General features: G+C 66.5%; 11 protein-coding genes. 7 read left to right on the top strand and 4 right to left on the bottom strand.

The window, feature by feature from the left end; all coding sequences use genetic code 11:
- Nucleotides 1-7 precede the first annotated feature (7 nt).
- Together ACFU4Z_RS04655 and ACFU4Z_RS04650 are read right to left on the bottom strand one after the other, a co-directional pair.
- Nucleotides 8-1,153 (bottom strand): hypothetical protein, encoded by a 1,146-nt coding sequence (locus ACFU4Z_RS04655; protein ID WP_379059746.1) that lies wholly within the window; start codon nt 1,151-1,153, stop codon nt 8-10.
- Between the two features lie 313 nt (nt 1,154-1,466).
- The gene (locus ACFU4Z_RS04650) at nt 1,467-2,273 is read right to left on the bottom strand and encodes a DUF5666 domain-containing protein (RefSeq protein ID WP_379059745.1); all 807 of its coding nucleotides are present in this window, start codon (nt 2,271-2,273) and stop codon (nt 1,467-1,469) included.
- 160 nt (nt 2,274-2,433) lie between these two features.
- Here ACFU4Z_RS04650 and ACFU4Z_RS04645 point away from each other — a divergent pair, with 160 nt between their 5' ends.
- The 4 genes from ACFU4Z_RS04645 to ACFU4Z_RS04630 all read left to right on the top strand — a co-directional run bounded on the left by ACFU4Z_RS04645 (nt 2,434) and on the right by ACFU4Z_RS04630 (nt 8,207).
- Complete coding sequence (locus tag ACFU4Z_RS04645; protein ID WP_379059744.1) at nt 2,434-5,040, top strand: AAA family ATPase; 2,607 nt, start codon at nt 2,434-2,436, stop codon at nt 5,038-5,040.
- Nucleotides 5,041-5,246: 206 nt separating this feature from the next.
- Entirely contained in the window at nt 5,247-5,642 is a 396-nt protein-coding gene (locus tag ACFU4Z_RS04640) for a hypothetical protein (RefSeq protein WP_379059743.1), read from the top strand.
- A gap of 104 nt (nt 5,643-5,746) precedes the next feature.
- Entirely contained in the window at nt 5,747-6,958 is a 1,212-nt protein-coding gene (locus ACFU4Z_RS04635; protein WP_379059741.1) for an FxsB family cyclophane-forming radical SAM/SPASM peptide maturase, read from the top strand.
- A gap of 10 nt (nt 6,959-6,968) precedes the next feature.
- Nucleotides 6,969-8,207, top strand: a complete 1,239-nt coding sequence (locus tag ACFU4Z_RS04630) for an MFS transporter (RefSeq protein ID WP_379059739.1) — start codon at nt 6,969-6,971, stop codon at nt 8,205-8,207.
- 22 nt (nt 8,208-8,229) lie between these two features.
- Here ACFU4Z_RS04630 and clpB read toward each other — a convergent pair whose 3' ends face one another.
- Nucleotides 8,230-10,785, bottom strand: a complete 2,556-nt coding sequence (gene clpB / locus ACFU4Z_RS04625; protein ID WP_379059738.1) for an ATP-dependent chaperone ClpB — start codon at nt 10,783-10,785, stop codon at nt 8,230-8,232.
- Nucleotides 10,786-11,069: 284 nt separating this feature from the next.
- Here clpB and ACFU4Z_RS04620 point away from each other — a divergent pair, with 284 nt between their 5' ends.
- The 3 genes from ACFU4Z_RS04620 (at nt 11,070) to ACFU4Z_RS04610 (ending at nt 14,292) form a co-directional block, all read left to right on the top strand.
- A complete protein-coding gene (locus tag ACFU4Z_RS04620) occupies nt 11,070-12,005 on the top strand; it encodes an NADP-dependent oxidoreductase (RefSeq protein ID WP_379059736.1) in 936 nt (311 codons plus the stop codon).
- Between the two features lie 309 nt (nt 12,006-12,314).
- Entirely contained in the window at nt 12,315-13,472 is a 1,158-nt protein-coding gene (locus ACFU4Z_RS04615; protein WP_379059735.1) for an FAD-binding oxidoreductase, read from the top strand.
- A 61-nt stretch (nt 13,473-13,533) separates the two neighbouring features.
- The gene (locus tag ACFU4Z_RS04610; protein ID WP_379060338.1) at nt 13,534-14,292 is read left to right on the top strand and encodes an FAD-binding oxidoreductase; all 759 of its coding nucleotides are present in this window, start codon (nt 13,534-13,536) and stop codon (nt 14,290-14,292) included.
- 502 nt (nt 14,293-14,794) lie between these two features.
- Here ACFU4Z_RS04610 and ACFU4Z_RS04605 read toward each other — a convergent pair.
- Nucleotides 14,795-15,964, bottom strand: a complete 1,170-nt coding sequence (locus ACFU4Z_RS04605) for a globin domain-containing protein (protein ID WP_379059733.1) — start codon at nt 15,962-15,964, stop codon at nt 14,795-14,797.
- Nucleotides 15,965-16,348 lie beyond the last annotated feature (384 nt).

The following is a 16,348-nucleotide window of genomic DNA, read 5'->3' as shown; positions in this document are numbered from 1 at the left end:
CAGCCGCTCACTGCGGTACAGGTCCCTGGTATGGGCGGAATCCCGGATGGAAGGGGCCACCGGGCTGCTCCGGTGCTTCATTGATCGGTGGCCATGCGTCGTCCACCTCGGCGGTGACGTGCGACGACTCGTCCTCGGCCGACCAGCGGTCCTCGCGCGGACGAGAACGAGCGTCTGGCACCACCGCGAGCGACGGCCTGCGCGGCGGGTCCTGGACAGCCGCCGTGGCGGTCTGCTCGGGCTCCTCGTCCGGATCGTCGTAGGCGGCAGCGGTGTAGCTCGGCTTCTTGTATCCGGACTTGTCGAAGCCCGTTTGCTCGTACTCGGAATCGTCGTACTCGGAATCCTCTTCCTCGTACGACGAATCGCGGTGTGCCGAATCGTCGTAGGAGTCGACACCCTTCTTCATGTCCGGCGACGCCACCCGGCCTGCACCGATCGGACCATCCGGCTCACCGCGCTCGCCGGGCTCGTCATGACGAGTCCGGGTGCGCGGATGCGGGCGGCCGGGGTCGTGGTCACCCGAGTCCATCCCCAGCACATCGCTGACCGGCGGCAACACGTGCAGCAGACCGGACAGCCTCAGCACCGCGTCGATGGTGGTTTCCCAATCCCGCGCGGCGGTGCCGACATTCAGCATGCCGAGTGTCCAGTTGCCCTCGCTCCACAGCATCTGCACCGTGTCGGGCAGCGTCTCGATGAAGGCGACCATCCGCTGGTCGACGGCGTGCCTGGCGATCTCCGGATTGGTCGCGAAAACCACCCGGTCACCGATGGCGCCGAGTAGTTCCAGGTCGGCGTCCTTCGGCGGTGACGCGGTCTTGAGGCGCATGTCGACGTCGATATCCGAGCCGATCTGCCGCCGCACCGCGACCAGCGTCGCCGCGTCTTCCAGATCGAAGAGCACGAACTTCTCGCCCTTGCGGATACCGGACACCACGTCCACCGCGGAGAGGTAGCCGAGCTTGGCCAACGCACCGCGGCGCCAGGTCGACGCGAGTGCCGGTTCCACCGACACATACGTGTATCCCTGGGATTTCGCCCAGACCTGGCGCGCATGACCGGTCCGCTGTCGTTGGACCCGATCGAAATAGAGCAGCACGATCGCACCTACCAGCGCGATCGCCGCCAACCCGAACCACAATGCCGTCATCGCCGTCCAGCCTAATAGTCCGAGCCGGACGGAGTCCGACATTGGCCCCGCGCCGGGCCGAGCGAAGGCGAGGAAATCGCCATATGTCCCAGCCGGACGGAGTCCTCCGACAGTCGGAACTCGCCTGATGGCACCGCCGGACGGAGTCCGTCGATAGTCGCGCCGGGCCGGGCGACGGCGAGGCAGCCGCCTAGTGGCACTGCCGGACGGAGTCCGTCGATAGACGCGCCGGGCCGAGCGAAGGCGAGGCAGCCGCCTTTCCAGCCCGGAGCGCTGATGCCTGTCACTGCCCGCCGATAGCTCGTCGGGTCGCTCATCTCGGTCCTCCCGGCAACGAGGTGCTGATGATGATTCTGGCTTGGATCGACCTGTCCGCGGCCTTGTCGCCCTGGATGACGACCATGTCACCGACGGGCAGATCGGCGACCTTGGTCGCGGACAGCGAGATCACCTGAGTGCTGGCGTCGGTGTGCACGGTGACCGAGCCGCCCGTCATCGTATCGAGGGTCAGGGTGCCGCCGTTGTTGGCGGTGATGGTGCCCATGGTCGCGCCGAGCTCGTCGATATTGCCGAGCCCGGGGATGCTCGGGATCGGCGCGGTGGACTGACCCGACCTCGGCGTGCCCGTCACTCTGGCCGGACCGGGCAGCGTCGAGGTACTCGCGGCGCTCGACGACGCCGAGTCGTCACCGCCGAGCATCAGCCCGGCGACCACACCGACCACCGCGACCAGCGCGACGACGCCGAGCGTGAGCGCGACCCACAGGCCCGTGTTCCGTTTGGGTGGCTGCGGTGGGCCGGGCGCAACCATGCCGCCCTGGCCCGGCCGCGGGCCTGCGTCCTGCAAGGTCGGATCCGCCCACTGCTGGCCATAGGCGCTCTCGTAAGAACCCCACTGGTTGTCGTAGGGCGGGAACTCGCGGGTGGAGTTCATCGGCGGCGGCGGCCACGCCTCGAACTGCTCGGTGGAGGGATACGCCGGGCCTGCGCCATGGCCGTATGCCTCGGTGTACTCCGTCGTGTGCGCAGGCTGCTCGAATCCGGACTTGTCCGGCGTACCGAGATGCTCGGTCGGAGCATCCTCCGGCCGCTGCGCCCACGGATCGTCCCGGTTCGTCATGGCGTCCAGGGTAAGCCGGGTCGGCCGATGAGGCAGTCAGACCTGGCCATCCGGCGCGCGGGCCGCGGTCGCGACGGCGTTCGGAAACCTTTACTCATTCTTAGGTTTGCCGCCAAGATTGGGGGTTCGGAAGTATTGTGGGCCAGCTACTTTAGATCGCGTGTTATATGGCCGGGTCGAAGAACAGTTACAGATCCGGGCACTGCTGAACGGCGCGGCGGCGGGACAAAGTGCTGTCATGCTGATCGTCGCCGAACCGGGCACCGGAAAGTCCGCGTTGCTGAATCTCGCGGCCAGAATGGCAGGCAATTCCTGGCTGGTGTTGCGCTGCGCGGGCATCGAGAACGCGCCGGAGGCGCCATTGGGCGGGCTGCGGCCGCTGCTCGCGCCCGCGATCGGTCATATCGGCGGACTGCCGGGGCGACAGCGTGCGGAACTCCTTGCCGTATTCGGGGTGCTCGACATGCCACCGGCGGCCGATCGCACGCAGGTCGTCATCGGCGTGGTGGCGCTGCTCACGGAGCTATCGAGCACCCAACCGGTGCTGTGCCTGATCGACGATGCGCACTGGCTCGACCAGACATCCACCGAGGTGCTGCTGTCCGCCGCGCGGCGCCTCCGGCACGAGCGGATCGCGATCCTGTTGGCGGGAGGGCCGGAGTTCTCCCGACACGGCCTGCCCGAGCTGCGACTGGCCCCCCTTGGTGTCGCGACCAGGGGAGTGCTGGCGGCAGCACGGACGACAGAGCTGCGCGACCGCGCGACCGCGACGCCGATGGGTCGTCGCAACGACATCGTCGACAGGCCCGAGAGCGCCCAGACGGCGGTGCTGGTGGCGGCCACCGAGGAAACCGGTGATCTGGATGTGGTGTTACGGGTCCTGGCCCATCTCGGGTTGACGGTCGACGCGCTGGAGGCCGCCGAACGGTCCGGCGTGGTGACCGTGATGAACCAATCGATCGATTTTCCGAATCCACTCGAGCGGGCGGCCGTTTACCGCAACGCACCGTTCACGCAGCGCCTCGCGGTGCATGCGGCACTGGCCGCGGCACTCACCGATCAGCCCGACCGTCGGGCCTGGCATCTCGCCGCGGCCGCCACCGGGCCTGACGAAACAGCTGCCGCCGCGTTGGAGGCGGTCGCACGGCGCGCAGCCACCCGCACCGGATACGCGGGCGCGGCAACGGCGTGGGAGCGAGCGGCCCGGCTCAGCCCCGACCCGATCGCCCGGGCAGGCCGCCTGGCCGCCGCCGCCGAAGCGGCCCTCGACGCCGGCCAACACGAGCGAGCCCTCGAACTCGCCGATGAGACGGTCCACTCGATGGGTGCGCGGCCGGAAGAACGGGCCCGATTGGCCATCGTCCGAGCCCGCGTCGAATTCGACCGCGGCTCACTGCGCGCCGCATACCGCCTACTTGTCGATGGCGCCGCGGACCTCGCTTCCGTGCAACCGCGGTTCGCGGCCCGGCTGCTGATCGGCGCCGCCACCGCGGCATGGACCACCGGGGATCTGTCGGCGGTGGCCACCGCACGGATAACAATGGCCGAACTCGACCTCGGACAGCAGCGTGCACCCTTGCTCGCCTCAGTGGACGGCTTGCTCGCGCTGCATTCCAATGATCACGCCGCGGGAGTGCGGCTCATTCGGACGAACGTGCGGCACACCAGATCCCAGCCATCCAGCAGGCCGACAGTACTGGTCGCGGTGGCAAACCAGGCGGCTGCCGCAGGTGATCTCGACGACGCCCGCGACATCTTGGTCGAGCTGGCTCGGATGTGCAGGGAGCTCACGATGGACGGCTCACTGCCCGCTGTCAACGGCGCCCTCGGCACCGTCGAGATGCTGCTCGGCCACTTCCGGGAAGCGGAGGCGGCACTGACCGAGGGGGTGCGAATCGCGCGGGAGGTGAACCAACCCAACCGGGTCGGCCAGGCGGAGTCGATTCTGGCTGTCATCGCCGCTATCAGTGGCGACGAAGAACGCTGCCGCAAGCTCACCAAACATGCTTTGTGCCAAGCGAGTACCGATTTCAACGCGATAGATATCGCACACGCCGAGTGGGCGCTGGGACTGCTCGACCTCGGTTACGGTCGCTACGAGGCGGCGATCGATCGGTTCGAGGCACTATGGGAGCGGCCGGACCGCGCGCTGGGCCAATGGATTCATCTCATGAGCGACCGTGTCGAGACGGCGGTCCGACTGCGCAGCCCGGACCGCGCGCGGGAACCGATCGCCGCACTCGAACAGTGGTTCGCGGCCACCCATTCACCATGGATCCAGGCGCATCTACTGCGCTGTCGCGGAATGCTCGACGGCAACGGCGAGGCGTACGCTCGCGCACTGGAACTGCACGCCAGCGAACAACGCTGGTTCGACCACGCCCGCACCGCACTGCTGTACGGCGAATGGCTGCGGCGCGACCGCTCCAAGACCAAGGCGCGTTCGGTGCTGCGCGGCGCGTGGCGGACCTTTGAGCGGCTTTATGCCGAGCCGTGGGCCGAACGGGCCCGCACCGAGCTGCGCGCGGCAGGCGAGGCGGCCGCGCCGGCTGGGTCCGACCCGGCCGCGCTGCTGACTCCGCAAGAACTACAGGTGGTGCGGCTCGCGGCGGCAGGCGCGACGAACAAGGAGATCGCCACCCGGTTGTTGCTGAGCCCCAAAACTGTTGCCCACCATCTCTATCGAGCTTTTCCCAAGCTGGGTGTTACCAACAGGAATGGTCTGGCACGCGTCGACCTGAGGCGCGGCTCGTCCGGCGAATACTGACGAACCGGCTCACCCGCACCCGCCAGATATCCGACATTTGTCCGATACCGCAGGTGGTTTCGCGCCCGTAGGGTCCTGCTGGGGCCGTCGGCAACAGCCGGGATATCCGCGAGAAACGTGCTGCCACACGCCATCCGGACTTCGGCCCCGAGCCGGCCGACTACAAGTCGAGGTCGGCCGATCACCTTTGTTGGTAAGGATTCGCCATGACAACAACACTCACCGCTCCGACCGGCGCCGCGGCCGGAATCGGTCTTGCCGAGCTGGCCGGAAGGCTCTCGACCGGGTCCGCTGTGCATCCCGCGCTGCAGCGTCATCTGACTCCGCGCATCGATGGCGAAGCCCACGCCTTTAATTCGGCGATCACCAACCCCGCGTTCAACTCGGCGATCACCAACCCCGCGTTCAACTCGGCGATCACCAACCCGGCATTCAACTCGGCGATCACCAACCCGGCATTCAACTCGGCGATCACCAACCCGGCATTCAACTCGGCGATCACCAACCCCGCGTTCAACTCGGCGATCACCAACCCGGCATTCAACTCGGCGATCACCAACGAAGACCACGCCTCCAACTCCTCCCTCAGCCCGAACCTGTAGTCCGACGCAACAGGCCGAAACTCCGGGTGGCCCCCGCGCGTCCGTTTCGGCGCGCCGGGGCCACCCGGACGAGTCGACCGGACATCGCCAAGGAGGCGAAGAAGATGAATCCCGAGGGCGCATCATGGCCTACCGTCGGACTGGACGTCGAAGGGTTGCGCCGAATCGGTTGGCAGCCCCTCCCTTTCGTCGAGTACGTCATGAAGATCCACAGTCGCTGCAACCTGGCCTGTGACTACTGCTACGTCTATGAAATGGCCGACCAGAGCTGGCGCGCCCAACCCAAGAACATGGACGATCAGGTATTCACCGACTCCTGCAAGACAATCGCCGAGCATGCGCGGCGCTTCGCGTTGCCTTCGGTGAATCTGGTGATGCACGGCGGCGAACCGCTACTCGTCGGACACGAGAAGCTGGAGTACTTCGCCCGGTCCGCGCGCGAGCTGTTGGAGCCGATCACTCAGGTGCGCCTGGGAATCCAGACGAACGGCGTCTTGATCGACGAGGAGTTCCTTCGGATCTGCGACCGTTGGGGCATCCAGATCGGCGTCAGCCTCGACGGCGATCGCGAGGCCAATGACCGACATCGGAAGTATCGCCGTGGCACGGGCAGCTTCGACGATGTCGCGAAAGGGCTGGAGCAACTCATCAGCGGCGACCATCGGCATCTGTACTCCGGGCTGCTGTGCACGGTCGATGTCGAGAACGATCCCATCGAAACCTATGAGGCACTTGTACAATTCGGCCCACCCGCGCTCGATTTCCTTTTGCCCCACGGCAACTGGACCACGCCGCCACCGGCCAAGACCGCGGACGCGACCAACACGCCGTACGCGGACTGGCTGATCCCGATCTTCGATCGCTGGTACCACGCCCCTGAAGTGGAGACCAGGGTCCGGCTCTTCGATGTGGTGATCGAACTGCTGCTCGGCGGCAACGCCTCGGCCGAGGCAGTCGGCCTGGCTCCGGTCCGCCTGGCGGTGTTCGAGACGGACGGGACCCTGGAACAGGTCGACGAGTTGAAGTCGGCTTTCGCGGGCGCCACCAAGATCGAGCAGGCAGCGACCGGCAACCCGCTCGATGAAGCGTTGTGGGATCCGCATGTGATCGCTCGGCAGATCGGTATCGAGGCATTGAGCGACAGCTGCCGAGCCTGCCCTCTCCACAATGTCTGCGGTGGCGGCCACTACGTGCACCGTTATCGCGAGGGCACCGGCTTCCGGAATCCCTCGATCTATTGTGCCGATCTCGTGAAGTTGATCCGCCACATCGAATCCCGCATCAGGGCCGACATCACCGCAGCAGCCGTTGGCTGACGGTGTTCGATTGAACAGCAAGGGAATTCACACGAACAAGGCGTTCGTATTGCTGTGGTCGGGCAATGTTGTTTCACTGACCGGCTTCTACGGCATCCGCATCGCCTACCCGCTGCTGGCACTTTCGGTCACTGGTTCGGTGACGCTCATGGGCTGGGCGGGGTTCGTGATCACGGTGCCGAGCCTGATCTTTCAGATCCCGGCGGGCATCGCCGCGGACTATTCGGATCGGCGGCGCACCTTGCTGATCTGCCAACTGTCCGGACTGACCGCGGCGTGTGTCGCCGCCCTGGTTGTCGTTCTGCACGTGCCGAACCCGGGGCCGTTCCTCATCGTGGCGGCCTTCGTCGAGGGCACCGCCTATGTCTTCTTCACACTCAGCGAATTGGGTGCGATCCGTGACATCGTCGACAGCGAGCAGCGCCCCGCGGCGTTCTCGTTCTTCGAGGCGGAGCAGCCCATCGGCATCGTGCTCGGCCGCGCACTGGGCGCGGCCGCCTTTGGTAGGGCACGGTGGCTGCCGTTCGTCGCCGATGCCGTCTCGTACCTGTTCTGCCTTGCGACACTTTCGGCGATTCGCGGCGACTTCGCAGCACGAAAGCCGGAAGGCGACCGGCCCAGCGGCGGACGCTGGAGCGCCGCGTGGGAGGGCGTGCGGATCGTATGGGCCGAGCCGTTCCTGCGTGCCTCGACGGCGATCAGCGGGTTGTCGAACATGGTCATCCAGGTCGTCATCCTGCTGCTGATCTTCGAACTGGGCACCAGCGGAGGACCTGCGTGGATGGTCGGCGTCGTACTCGGCGCGGCGGGTGTCGGCGGCATTCTCGGCTCGTTCGCGGCATCCGGGCTGACCAGCCGCTTCAGCGCCCACGCCGTCTACCGCGGATCGTTGTGGGCGTGGACGGCGCTACTGGTGCCGATCGCGCTCAGCTCGAACCCCGCGATCATGGCGGTGTCGTGGTGTGGCGTCGGTGCGGTCGGCACCGTCGTCAATGTCGCGCGGACCCTCTTCCGGGTGCGCGTCATCCCCGAAGACACGCTGGGCAGAGCAATCGGCGCGGGCAATCTCGTGACCGACGGCGCTGTCGCGCTCGGTGCGCTGCTCGCGGGCTATGTGCTGACCGCGCTCGGCGCCGCCACCACCGGGTGGACACTGGTCGGCGCCATGCTCGTCCTCGCGGTCGGCGGTGGCCTCGTCGGCCGCAGCCGCGAGGCCTCGCTCGCCGAGGTACCCGCACGAGTCGAGTGATCCTCGGCGAGGGACGCCTCGCTTATTTGCCGACGATGAGGCTCTCACCGTTCGGCGTCACGCTCACCTTGACCGTGTCACCGTCGGTGATCTCGCCGGCCAGCAACTCCTTGGCCAGGGTGTCGCCGATGGCCTGCTGGATCAGCCTGCGCAGCGGCCGCGCACCGTAGACCGGGTCGTAGCCGCGCACCGCGAGCCAGAACCGCGCCGAATCGCTGACATCCAGCTTCAGCCTGCGCTGCGACAGCCGCTTCTGTAGCTGGTCGAGCTGGATGTCGACGATGGATTCCAACTGCTCCTCGTCGAGCGGGTGGAACATCACCACATCGTCGAGGCGGTTGAGGAACTCCGGCTTGAACGCGGCGCGCACCGCGTTCATCACGAACTCCCGATCGCCGCCCGCACCGAGATTCGAGGTGAGGATCAGGATGGTGTTGCGGAAGTCGACCGTGCGGCCTTGGCCATCGGTCAGCCGCCCCTCGTCGAGCACGGCGAGCAGGATGTCGAAGACATCCGGGTGCGCCTTCTCGATCTCGTCGAACAGCACCACGGTGTAGGGCCTGCGCCGCACCGCCTCGGTGAGCTGGCCGCCCTGGTCGTAGCCGATGTAGCCGGGCGGCGCACCGACGAGCCTGGCCACCGCGTGCTTCTCGCTGTACTCGCTCATGTCGATGCGGACCATGGCGCGTTCGTCGTCGAACAGGAAGTCCGCCAACGCCTTTGCCAGCTCCGTCTTGCCGACGCCGGTCGGGCCGACGAACAGGAACGAGCCGGTCGGGCGGTTCGGATCGGCGACGCCCGCACGCGCCCGTCGCACCGCGTCCGACACGGCCTGCACCGCCTCCAGCTGACCGACGACGCGCCTGCCGAGCTCGTCCTCCATCCGGAGCAGCTTCTGGGTTTCCCCCTCCATCAGCCTGCCGACGGGAATTCCGGTCCAGGCCGACACCACCTCGGCGATGTCATCGGGACCGACCTCTTCCTTGAGCATCACCTCGCCGTCACCGGCTGCGGCAGAAGCCTTCTCGGCCTCGGCGAGCTGCTTCTCCAGCGCCGGGATCCGGCCGTAACGCAGCTCGGCGGCCTTGCCGAGGTCACCGTCGCGCTCGGCGCGCTCGGATTCACCGCGCAGGGTCTCCAGCTCCTCCTTGAGGACCCGGACCTGGTCGATCGCGCTCTTCTCGTTCTGCCAGCGGGTCATCAGCTGGTTGAGTTTCTCCCGATCGTCGGCGAGCTCCTGGCGCAGTTTCTCCAGACGTTGCTTGGAGGCATCGTCGGTCTCCTTGCTCAGCGCGACTTCCTCGATCTCGAGCCGCCGCACCGCGCGCTCGACCTCATCGATTTCGACAGGGCGGGAATCGATTTCCATGCGCAGCCGTGATGCCGACTCGTCGACGAGGTCGATCGCCTTGTCCGGCAGGAACCGGGAGGTGATGTAGCGGTCGCTGAGGGTGGCCGCGGCGACGAGCGCGGAGTCGGTGATGCGCACGCCATGGTGCACCTCGTAGCGCTCCTTGATGCCGCGCAGGATGCCGATGGTGTCCTCCACCGACGGCTCGCCGACCAGCACCTGCTGGAAGCGGCGCTCCAGTGCGGCGTCCTTTTCGATGTGCTTGCGGTACTCATCCAATGTGGTGGCGCCGACCAGCCGCAGCTCACCGCGGGCGAGCATGGGCTTGATCATGTTGCCCGCGTCCATCGCGGATTCACCGGTAGCGCCCGCGCCGACGATGGTGTGCAGCTCATCGATGAAGGTGATGATCTGTCCCGCACTGTTCTTGATGTCCTCGAGCACGGCCTTGAGCCGCTCCTCGAACTCGCCGCGATACTTCGCGCCCGCGACCATCGCGCCGAGATCGAGCGAGACAACGGACTTGCCGCGCAGCGACTCCGGCACATCACCCGCCACGATGCGCTGGGCGAGGCCCTCCACGATCGCGGTCTTGCCGACGCCCGGCTCGCCGATGAGCACCGGGTTGTTCTTGGTCCGACGGCTCAGCACTTGGACGACGCGGCGGATCTCGGTGTCACGGCCGATCACCGGGTCGAGCTTGCCCGCGCGGGCCGCCTCGGTGAGGTCTGCGGAGTACTTCTCCAGCGCCTGGTAGCTGCCCTCGGGGTCGGGGCTGGTCACCCTGGCGCTGCCGCGCACCGTGGTGAACGCCTCGCGCAGCGCGTCGGCGGTGGCGCCGTATTTGATGAGCAGCATCGTCACGTCCGAGTCGCCTGCGGCCAGGCCGACCAGGACATGCTCGGTGGAGACGTATTCATCGCCCAGCTCGGTGGCCAGGCGCTGGGCGGCCGTGATGGCGGCCAGGGCTTCGCGGCCGAGTTGCGGGGTCGTGGTCGCGCCGGTCGCCCTCGGCAGCCGGTCGACGATGTCCTGTGCCTCGCGACGGACCGTCGCCGGATCCACCGCGACAGCCTTGAGCAAGGGGGCGGCGATGCCGTCGGTTTGATCCAGCAACGCCACCAGCAAGTGCGCCGGACGAATCTCCGGATTACCCGCGGCAGACGCCGCTTGCAGCGCGGCGGTCAACGCCGCCTGGGTCTTGGTGGTGGGATTGAACGAGTCCACGGTCACCTTCCTACTAGTCGATGTGCACGGCACCGAGGGATCGCATTCCGCTCGACCGCACGATAGGTCGCGCGGCCCGCTGCCGTTCCTCACCGTTCAACGTTGGAAAGGTTGAGTCTGTTCCGCTCAACTTTGAAATTCTTCCAGCCTCTCGGCTCTTGACAAACGCTACGCCGCGACACCGTCGAATGCGATGAATCACGATGTCGGTGGTGTATGGATACCTACGACGGCGGTTGCCGTCGGATGCGTCACCTCTTCTCCCAATTACAAGGAGCGAACAGATGCGCGCGATCGTGGTACGGAATTTCGGAGCAACACCCGAGTTGACCGACATGCCGGTGCCCGAGCCCGGCGCAGGCGCGGTCCGCGTGCAGTTGGAGGCGGCCGGGGTCAACCCGTTCGATCAGCGGATGGCCACCGGATACCTGGACGGGAAGATACCGCACGACTTTCCGATGATCCTCGGCGTCGACGGCGCGGGCACGGTGTCCTCGATCGGGCCGGGCGTGAGCAGGTTCGCGGTCGGCGACCGCGTGGTCGGCAAGTTCCTCACCTCCCCGGCAGGCCACGGCAGCTTCGCCGAGTACGCGGTACTGCCGGAGACCGGCGCGCTCGCGCGGATCCCGGACGGCATCCCGACCGGCGCGGCCGCGGCACTGCCGACCGCGGGCGTCACCGCACAGGACATTGTGGACGCCACCCGGATCCAGCCGGGCCAGACAGTGCTGGTGGTCGGCGCCACCGGCGGCGTCGGCTCCTTCCTCGTGCAACTGGCGAATATGGCAGGCGCCCACGTCATCGCCACCGCGCGCGGCGACGCGGCCGATCAGATGAACCGCCTCGGCGCGGCCGAGACCGTCGACTACACCCAGAGCTCGGTCACCGCGCAGGTCGCGGCCGCCCATCCCGCGGGCGTCGACGTGCTGTTCGACGTGGTGAGCCCGCCCGAAGCGCTCGCCGAGCTGACCACGCTGGTCCGCGACGGCGGCACCGTCTATTCCACCATCTGGTCCGCGGACGAGGCGGCGCTGCGCGAGCGCGGCATCAAGGGCGGCAATATCGAATCCTCCGGCGGTGCACCGGAATTGACTCGCCTGATGCTTCGCGTGGCCGAGGGTGACGTGGTCGTGCCGATCGACGCGACCGTGCCACTGGCCGAGGCGGCGTCGGTGATCGGCGCCAAGGGCGCACGCGGCAAGACAGTGCTGACCATCTGAAGCGTGTGATGTACCCGGGCCCAGCCGTCGGCGATGGCGTGCCGGTCGCTGGAAAGCGGTCGAACAGATCCACCGAAAAGCCGAACCGGTCGCGCCCGCGGCCCGCACAAACGCGCGGGAAAAATCGCCTGCTACAACCCGTGAGACAGGCCCGCCGTGCGCAGTGTTTGCCCACCGATTACCGTTGGCCGAGCCGTGATGGGCCATACCCACACGACCACGGGATTTTCGGGGATACTTGACCGCGGAGGACCGCCGGTTACGGGTATGTCCTCGGGCAGCAATCAGAGGGAAAGGAAGCTCCACGTCGTGGATGCGCGTTCGGCTGCGCTGGTCCGCGCCAACTTCCGTTCGGTGACCGAGTCGCCGAACGGACCCGAGCGGTTGATCAGTGCGTTCTATGGTCACCTCTTCGCGGAAAACCCCCAATTACGTGAACTGTTTCCGCCTGCCATGGACATGCAGCCGAAACGGCTGGTCACGGCCATCCAGTACGTGCTCGACCATCTGGAGGACTGGGGGCGGGCGCAGAAGTTTCTCGAGCAGCTGGCTCGCGATCATCGCAAGTACGGCGTGCTGGCCACGCACTACGACGCGGCGGGTCGCGCCCTGCTGTCCGCGTGCCGCTCCTACAACAGCGGCGTCTGGAATCGCGCGCTCGAGGAGGGCTGGCGCGACATCACCATCCTCATCTCCGCATCCATGGCCATCGGCGCCAACTCCGACAAGTCGCGCCCGTTCTGGGAGGCGACAGTCGTCGGTCATCGCCGGGTGCTGGAGGACTTGGCGATCGTGCGACTGCAGTCCGAGAGCCCGATCCCGTATCAGGCCGGACAGTACGTGCCGATCGTGGTGCCGCAGCGACCGAAGATGTGGCGCTATCTCTCGCCGGCGATTCCGGCAAATCCCTACGGCGAGATCGAATTCCACGTCCGCAAGATCCGCGGCGGCTGGGTGAGCCCCGCGATCGTGAACGAGACCCGCGTCGGCGACAAGTGGATGATCGCCAGCCCGCTCGGCGGGCTGCACGTCGATCGGGACAGCGGCCGCGACGTGCTGCTGATCGGCGCGGGCACCGGCATCGCCCCGCTGCGCGCCCAGCTCATCGAAATGGGCCAGCGCGGCATCAACCCGCGCGTGCACTTCTTCATCGGCGGCCGCTACCCGTGCGAACTGTACGACGTGGAGAACATGTGGCAGCTCTCGCAGAGCAATCCGTGGCTCACCATCGTCCCGGTCTGCGAACAGAAGACCAACCCGTGGTGGTACCCGCATCCGCCCTCGGATGCGCCCTACGGCATGCACCGGACGCTGATCGGTAATCTCGGTGCAGTGGTCGCGAGCTTCGGGGCGTGGGCGGATCGGCAGATCCAGATCGCCGGATCGGCGCGGATGATCGCCGACACCCGCCGCGCGCTGACAGCGGTGGGCACCCCGGAGTCGATTATCAGCTCCGACCCTGTGTAGAAACGAGGAGGCTCCGTTGGGGGACTTGCACGGCAACGGTGCTTCGCCCGATAACCGCACACTGCCCGATTTCGACGCCCCGCCCGAATGGAAGGCGACCGTCGTCGGCCATCATCGGCTGCGCCACGACCTGGCGGTAATTCGGCTGATCGGCGAGTTCGTGCCGTTCACCGCGGGCCAGTCCGTCGAGGTGCGGGTGCCGCAGCAGCCGAGCATGCGGCGAAGATTCTCGCCCGCCCTGCCGCCTTCGCTGGACGGCAAGCTCGAATTCCATGTCCGAACCGTGCCCGGCGGCTGGTGCAGCGGCTCCATCGTCGCCGACACCGCACCGGGTGACCAATGGCAGATCACCGCTCCGGCAGGCGCTTTCGCCGTCGATCCCGACGGCGACGAGGTGGTGATGATCGCGGGCGGCACCGGCCTCGCCCCGATGCGCGCCCAGATCCTCGACCTGGCCAGGCACGAAGACCCACCGCCCACCTACCTTTTCATCGGCGGCAGCTCCCCCCGCGACCTATACGCCGCCGACATGCTCTACCTGCTGACCGGCGAATTGCCCTGGCTCACCGTCATCCCGGTGGTGGAAACCCCCGACGATCCCCGCTGGGTCGACGACTGGTACGAACAGTCCCGCGTAGACATCGGCTTCCCGCCCGACGACATGCTCCACGGCACCCTCGCCGACGTAGTCGGCTCACACGGCTCTTTCTCGAACCACCAGGTACTAGTCTGCGGCTCCCCCGCCATGACCCGCGCAACGGTCGACCGACTCATCTCAACCGGAACCCCCGCCGCGAGCATCCAATTCGAGGGAATCTGACCAAGAGACCGGCCTCGAACAGTTCCTACCAGCGACCCACTCCGGGCCGATTCACAACCAGCGCCCGCGCACCCCGTGAAGTCACAAGCATCCCCGCCAAGCCCACGCGGCACGATGCACCTTCCGAGCGAAGCAAGATCCAGCACTAGGTTCGCGGCCGGTCCCCACCTTCACACCAGCCAAGCGCATCCACCAAAGTCGCAAGCTCAGCCACCAACACACCCACTCGTCACGATGACACCTCCCGAGCACAGCGAGACCGAGCACTAGAGTTCGCGGCCCGCCCCATCCCCACAACACCCGAAGCGCAGACAACAAAGTCGCAAGATCCCCACAGACACACCCACTCGGCACGATGACACCTTCCGAGCGAAGCGAGACCCAGCACTAGAGTTCGCGGCCCGGCCGTCGAAGCGCACGCGACGAAGTCGCAAGTCTCGACGGCTCGGAAGCGAGACCAAGGGGGCCGCGAACACGCAGCGCCGCAGGCGCTGCCAAAGATTCAGAACAACGGGTCGTGGCGGATGTTCTTGGTCTGGGTGCCTGCTGCCATCAGGCGGAACTTGGTGGTCTGCACCATGGATGGCGATCCGACGATCTGTACGTCGCGGTCGGCCCACGGCCCGTAGCTCGCGACGACTTTGCCGATCTGTCCGGTCATCCGTGGTTCCAGCCCGGGCCAGGCACGTTCCGGTTCACCGGAGTCCAGGTGCCACCACGGGTTTTCGTCGCTCTCGGTCACCGGTGTCACGGTGAGCCACTTATTGGCGACGGCGAGCGCGCTGAGCGTCTCGAGATCGTAGAGGTCGCAGGGGTGGTGCCCGCCGACGAATAGGTGCACGCGAGGATTGACCCGCCGCTGCGCCATCGCCATGAGCTGGGCGCGCAATGGGGCGAGGCCGGTGCCGCAGCCGACCATCAGCATCTTGCGCTTGATGTTGCGTGGGATGCCGAGCCCGCCGAGGGCGGACCCGAGTAGCCACTTGTCGCCGATGTTCGTGTGGCCGACCATCGCCGGGCTGACCCAGCCGCCCAGCACGCTACGAATGTGGAATTCGATCTCTCCGTTGGCGTTCGCGGGGACGGCGGGCGATAGGTAGCGCCACATCCGCGGCCGGGACGGTATCTGCACGCTGATGTACTGACCTGCGGCGAACTGCATCGGCTGGTCCAGTCGCAACCGCACGACGGTCAGGTTGCGCAGCACGTCGCGGCGCTCGACCACGGTTCCCGTCCATACCGCGGGCGTGGTCTCCTTTTCGGCTGCGCCGATCATGGTGTCACCGATGATGGTCAGACCCTCGTCCCAGGCCCGCTCCACTTCATCGGTCCACATCTCGGTGCCCGCGAAAATCCGCATCGCGGCCTTCAGCGAGTTGGCCACCGCGACGTAATGCTCGGGCCGCACACCGTATTTGCGGTGATCGCGGCCTAGTTGGGCCAGGAACGGCAATAACTTGTTCGGCTCCTCGAGCCGGTCCAGCGTGTAGGAGATGGCCTTGACCAATCGGTCACGCTGGGCGTCCATCGCTGCCGGGAAGAATTCGCGAGCGTGCGGGTAGTCGGTGAACAAGATCGCATAAAACGAACTGGCCAGTCTGGCGGACCCACCCTCCTCCGCAGCAACCGCCTTGAACGTCGTTCTGATCAAAGCGACAGTCCGCGAATCCATTTGTGTCACAACCCCATTTCGCACTCGTACACAAAACGAGCCGGCGAGTGAGGTGCTGCGGGACACTCGACAGCAGCCGACGCAATCGAGTGTAGGTGAGGTTTGCCAGCAACGGAATCCTCCGTGAAAACATCACGCGTGAAATTCTCTTGAAACGAGGATGCGAAACGCGAAACGCCGCAGAAACCGACTGGGGGATCGATAATTTGGATGAAATCAGTCACAGACTCACTGAATTTGTGAGGTCCATTTTGCAAGGTTCATCTTGATCCAGCACATCGAGCGATCACCCGGCAACTCCGAAATGTTACTAATTACCTAGGGTCAGCAACCTTCACGCACTCCGCCGCCCGGCGACCGCCCGGAAATCGCCGGATCACAGGC

The sequence above is a fragment of the Nocardia sp. NPDC057440 genome (genome assembly GCF_042802915.1).
In the GTDB taxonomy this organism is placed as follows: Bacteria; Actinomycetota; Actinomycetes; order Mycobacteriales; family Mycobacteriaceae; genus Nocardia.
This window is presented reverse-complemented; position numbering and strand designations above follow the sequence as displayed.

What these genes read in the sequence shown, in the direction of transcription:
- ACFU4Z_RS04620 (WP_379059736.1), top strand. Translation starts at nt 11,070, where the DNA reads ATGCGCGCGATCGTGGTACGGAATTTCGGAGCAACACCCGAGTTGACC.
- ACFU4Z_RS04635 (WP_379059741.1), top strand. Translation starts at nt 5,747, where the DNA reads ATGAATCCCGAGGGCGCATCATGGCCTACCGTCGGACTGGACGTCGAA.
- ACFU4Z_RS04655 (WP_379059746.1), bottom strand. Translation starts at nt 1,153, where the DNA reads ATGACGGCATTGTGGTTCGGGTTGGCGGCGATCGCGCTGGTAGGTGCG.
- ACFU4Z_RS04605 (WP_379059733.1), bottom strand. Translation starts at nt 15,964, where the DNA reads ATGGATTCGCGGACTGTCGCTTTGATCAGAACGACGTTCAAGGCGGTT.
- ACFU4Z_RS04650 (WP_379059745.1), bottom strand. Translation starts at nt 2,273, where the DNA reads ATGACGAACCGGGACGATCCGTGGGCGCAGCGGCCGGAGGATGCTCCG.
- ACFU4Z_RS04640 (WP_379059743.1), top strand. Translation starts at nt 5,247, where the DNA reads ATGACAACAACACTCACCGCTCCGACCGGCGCCGCGGCCGGAATCGGT.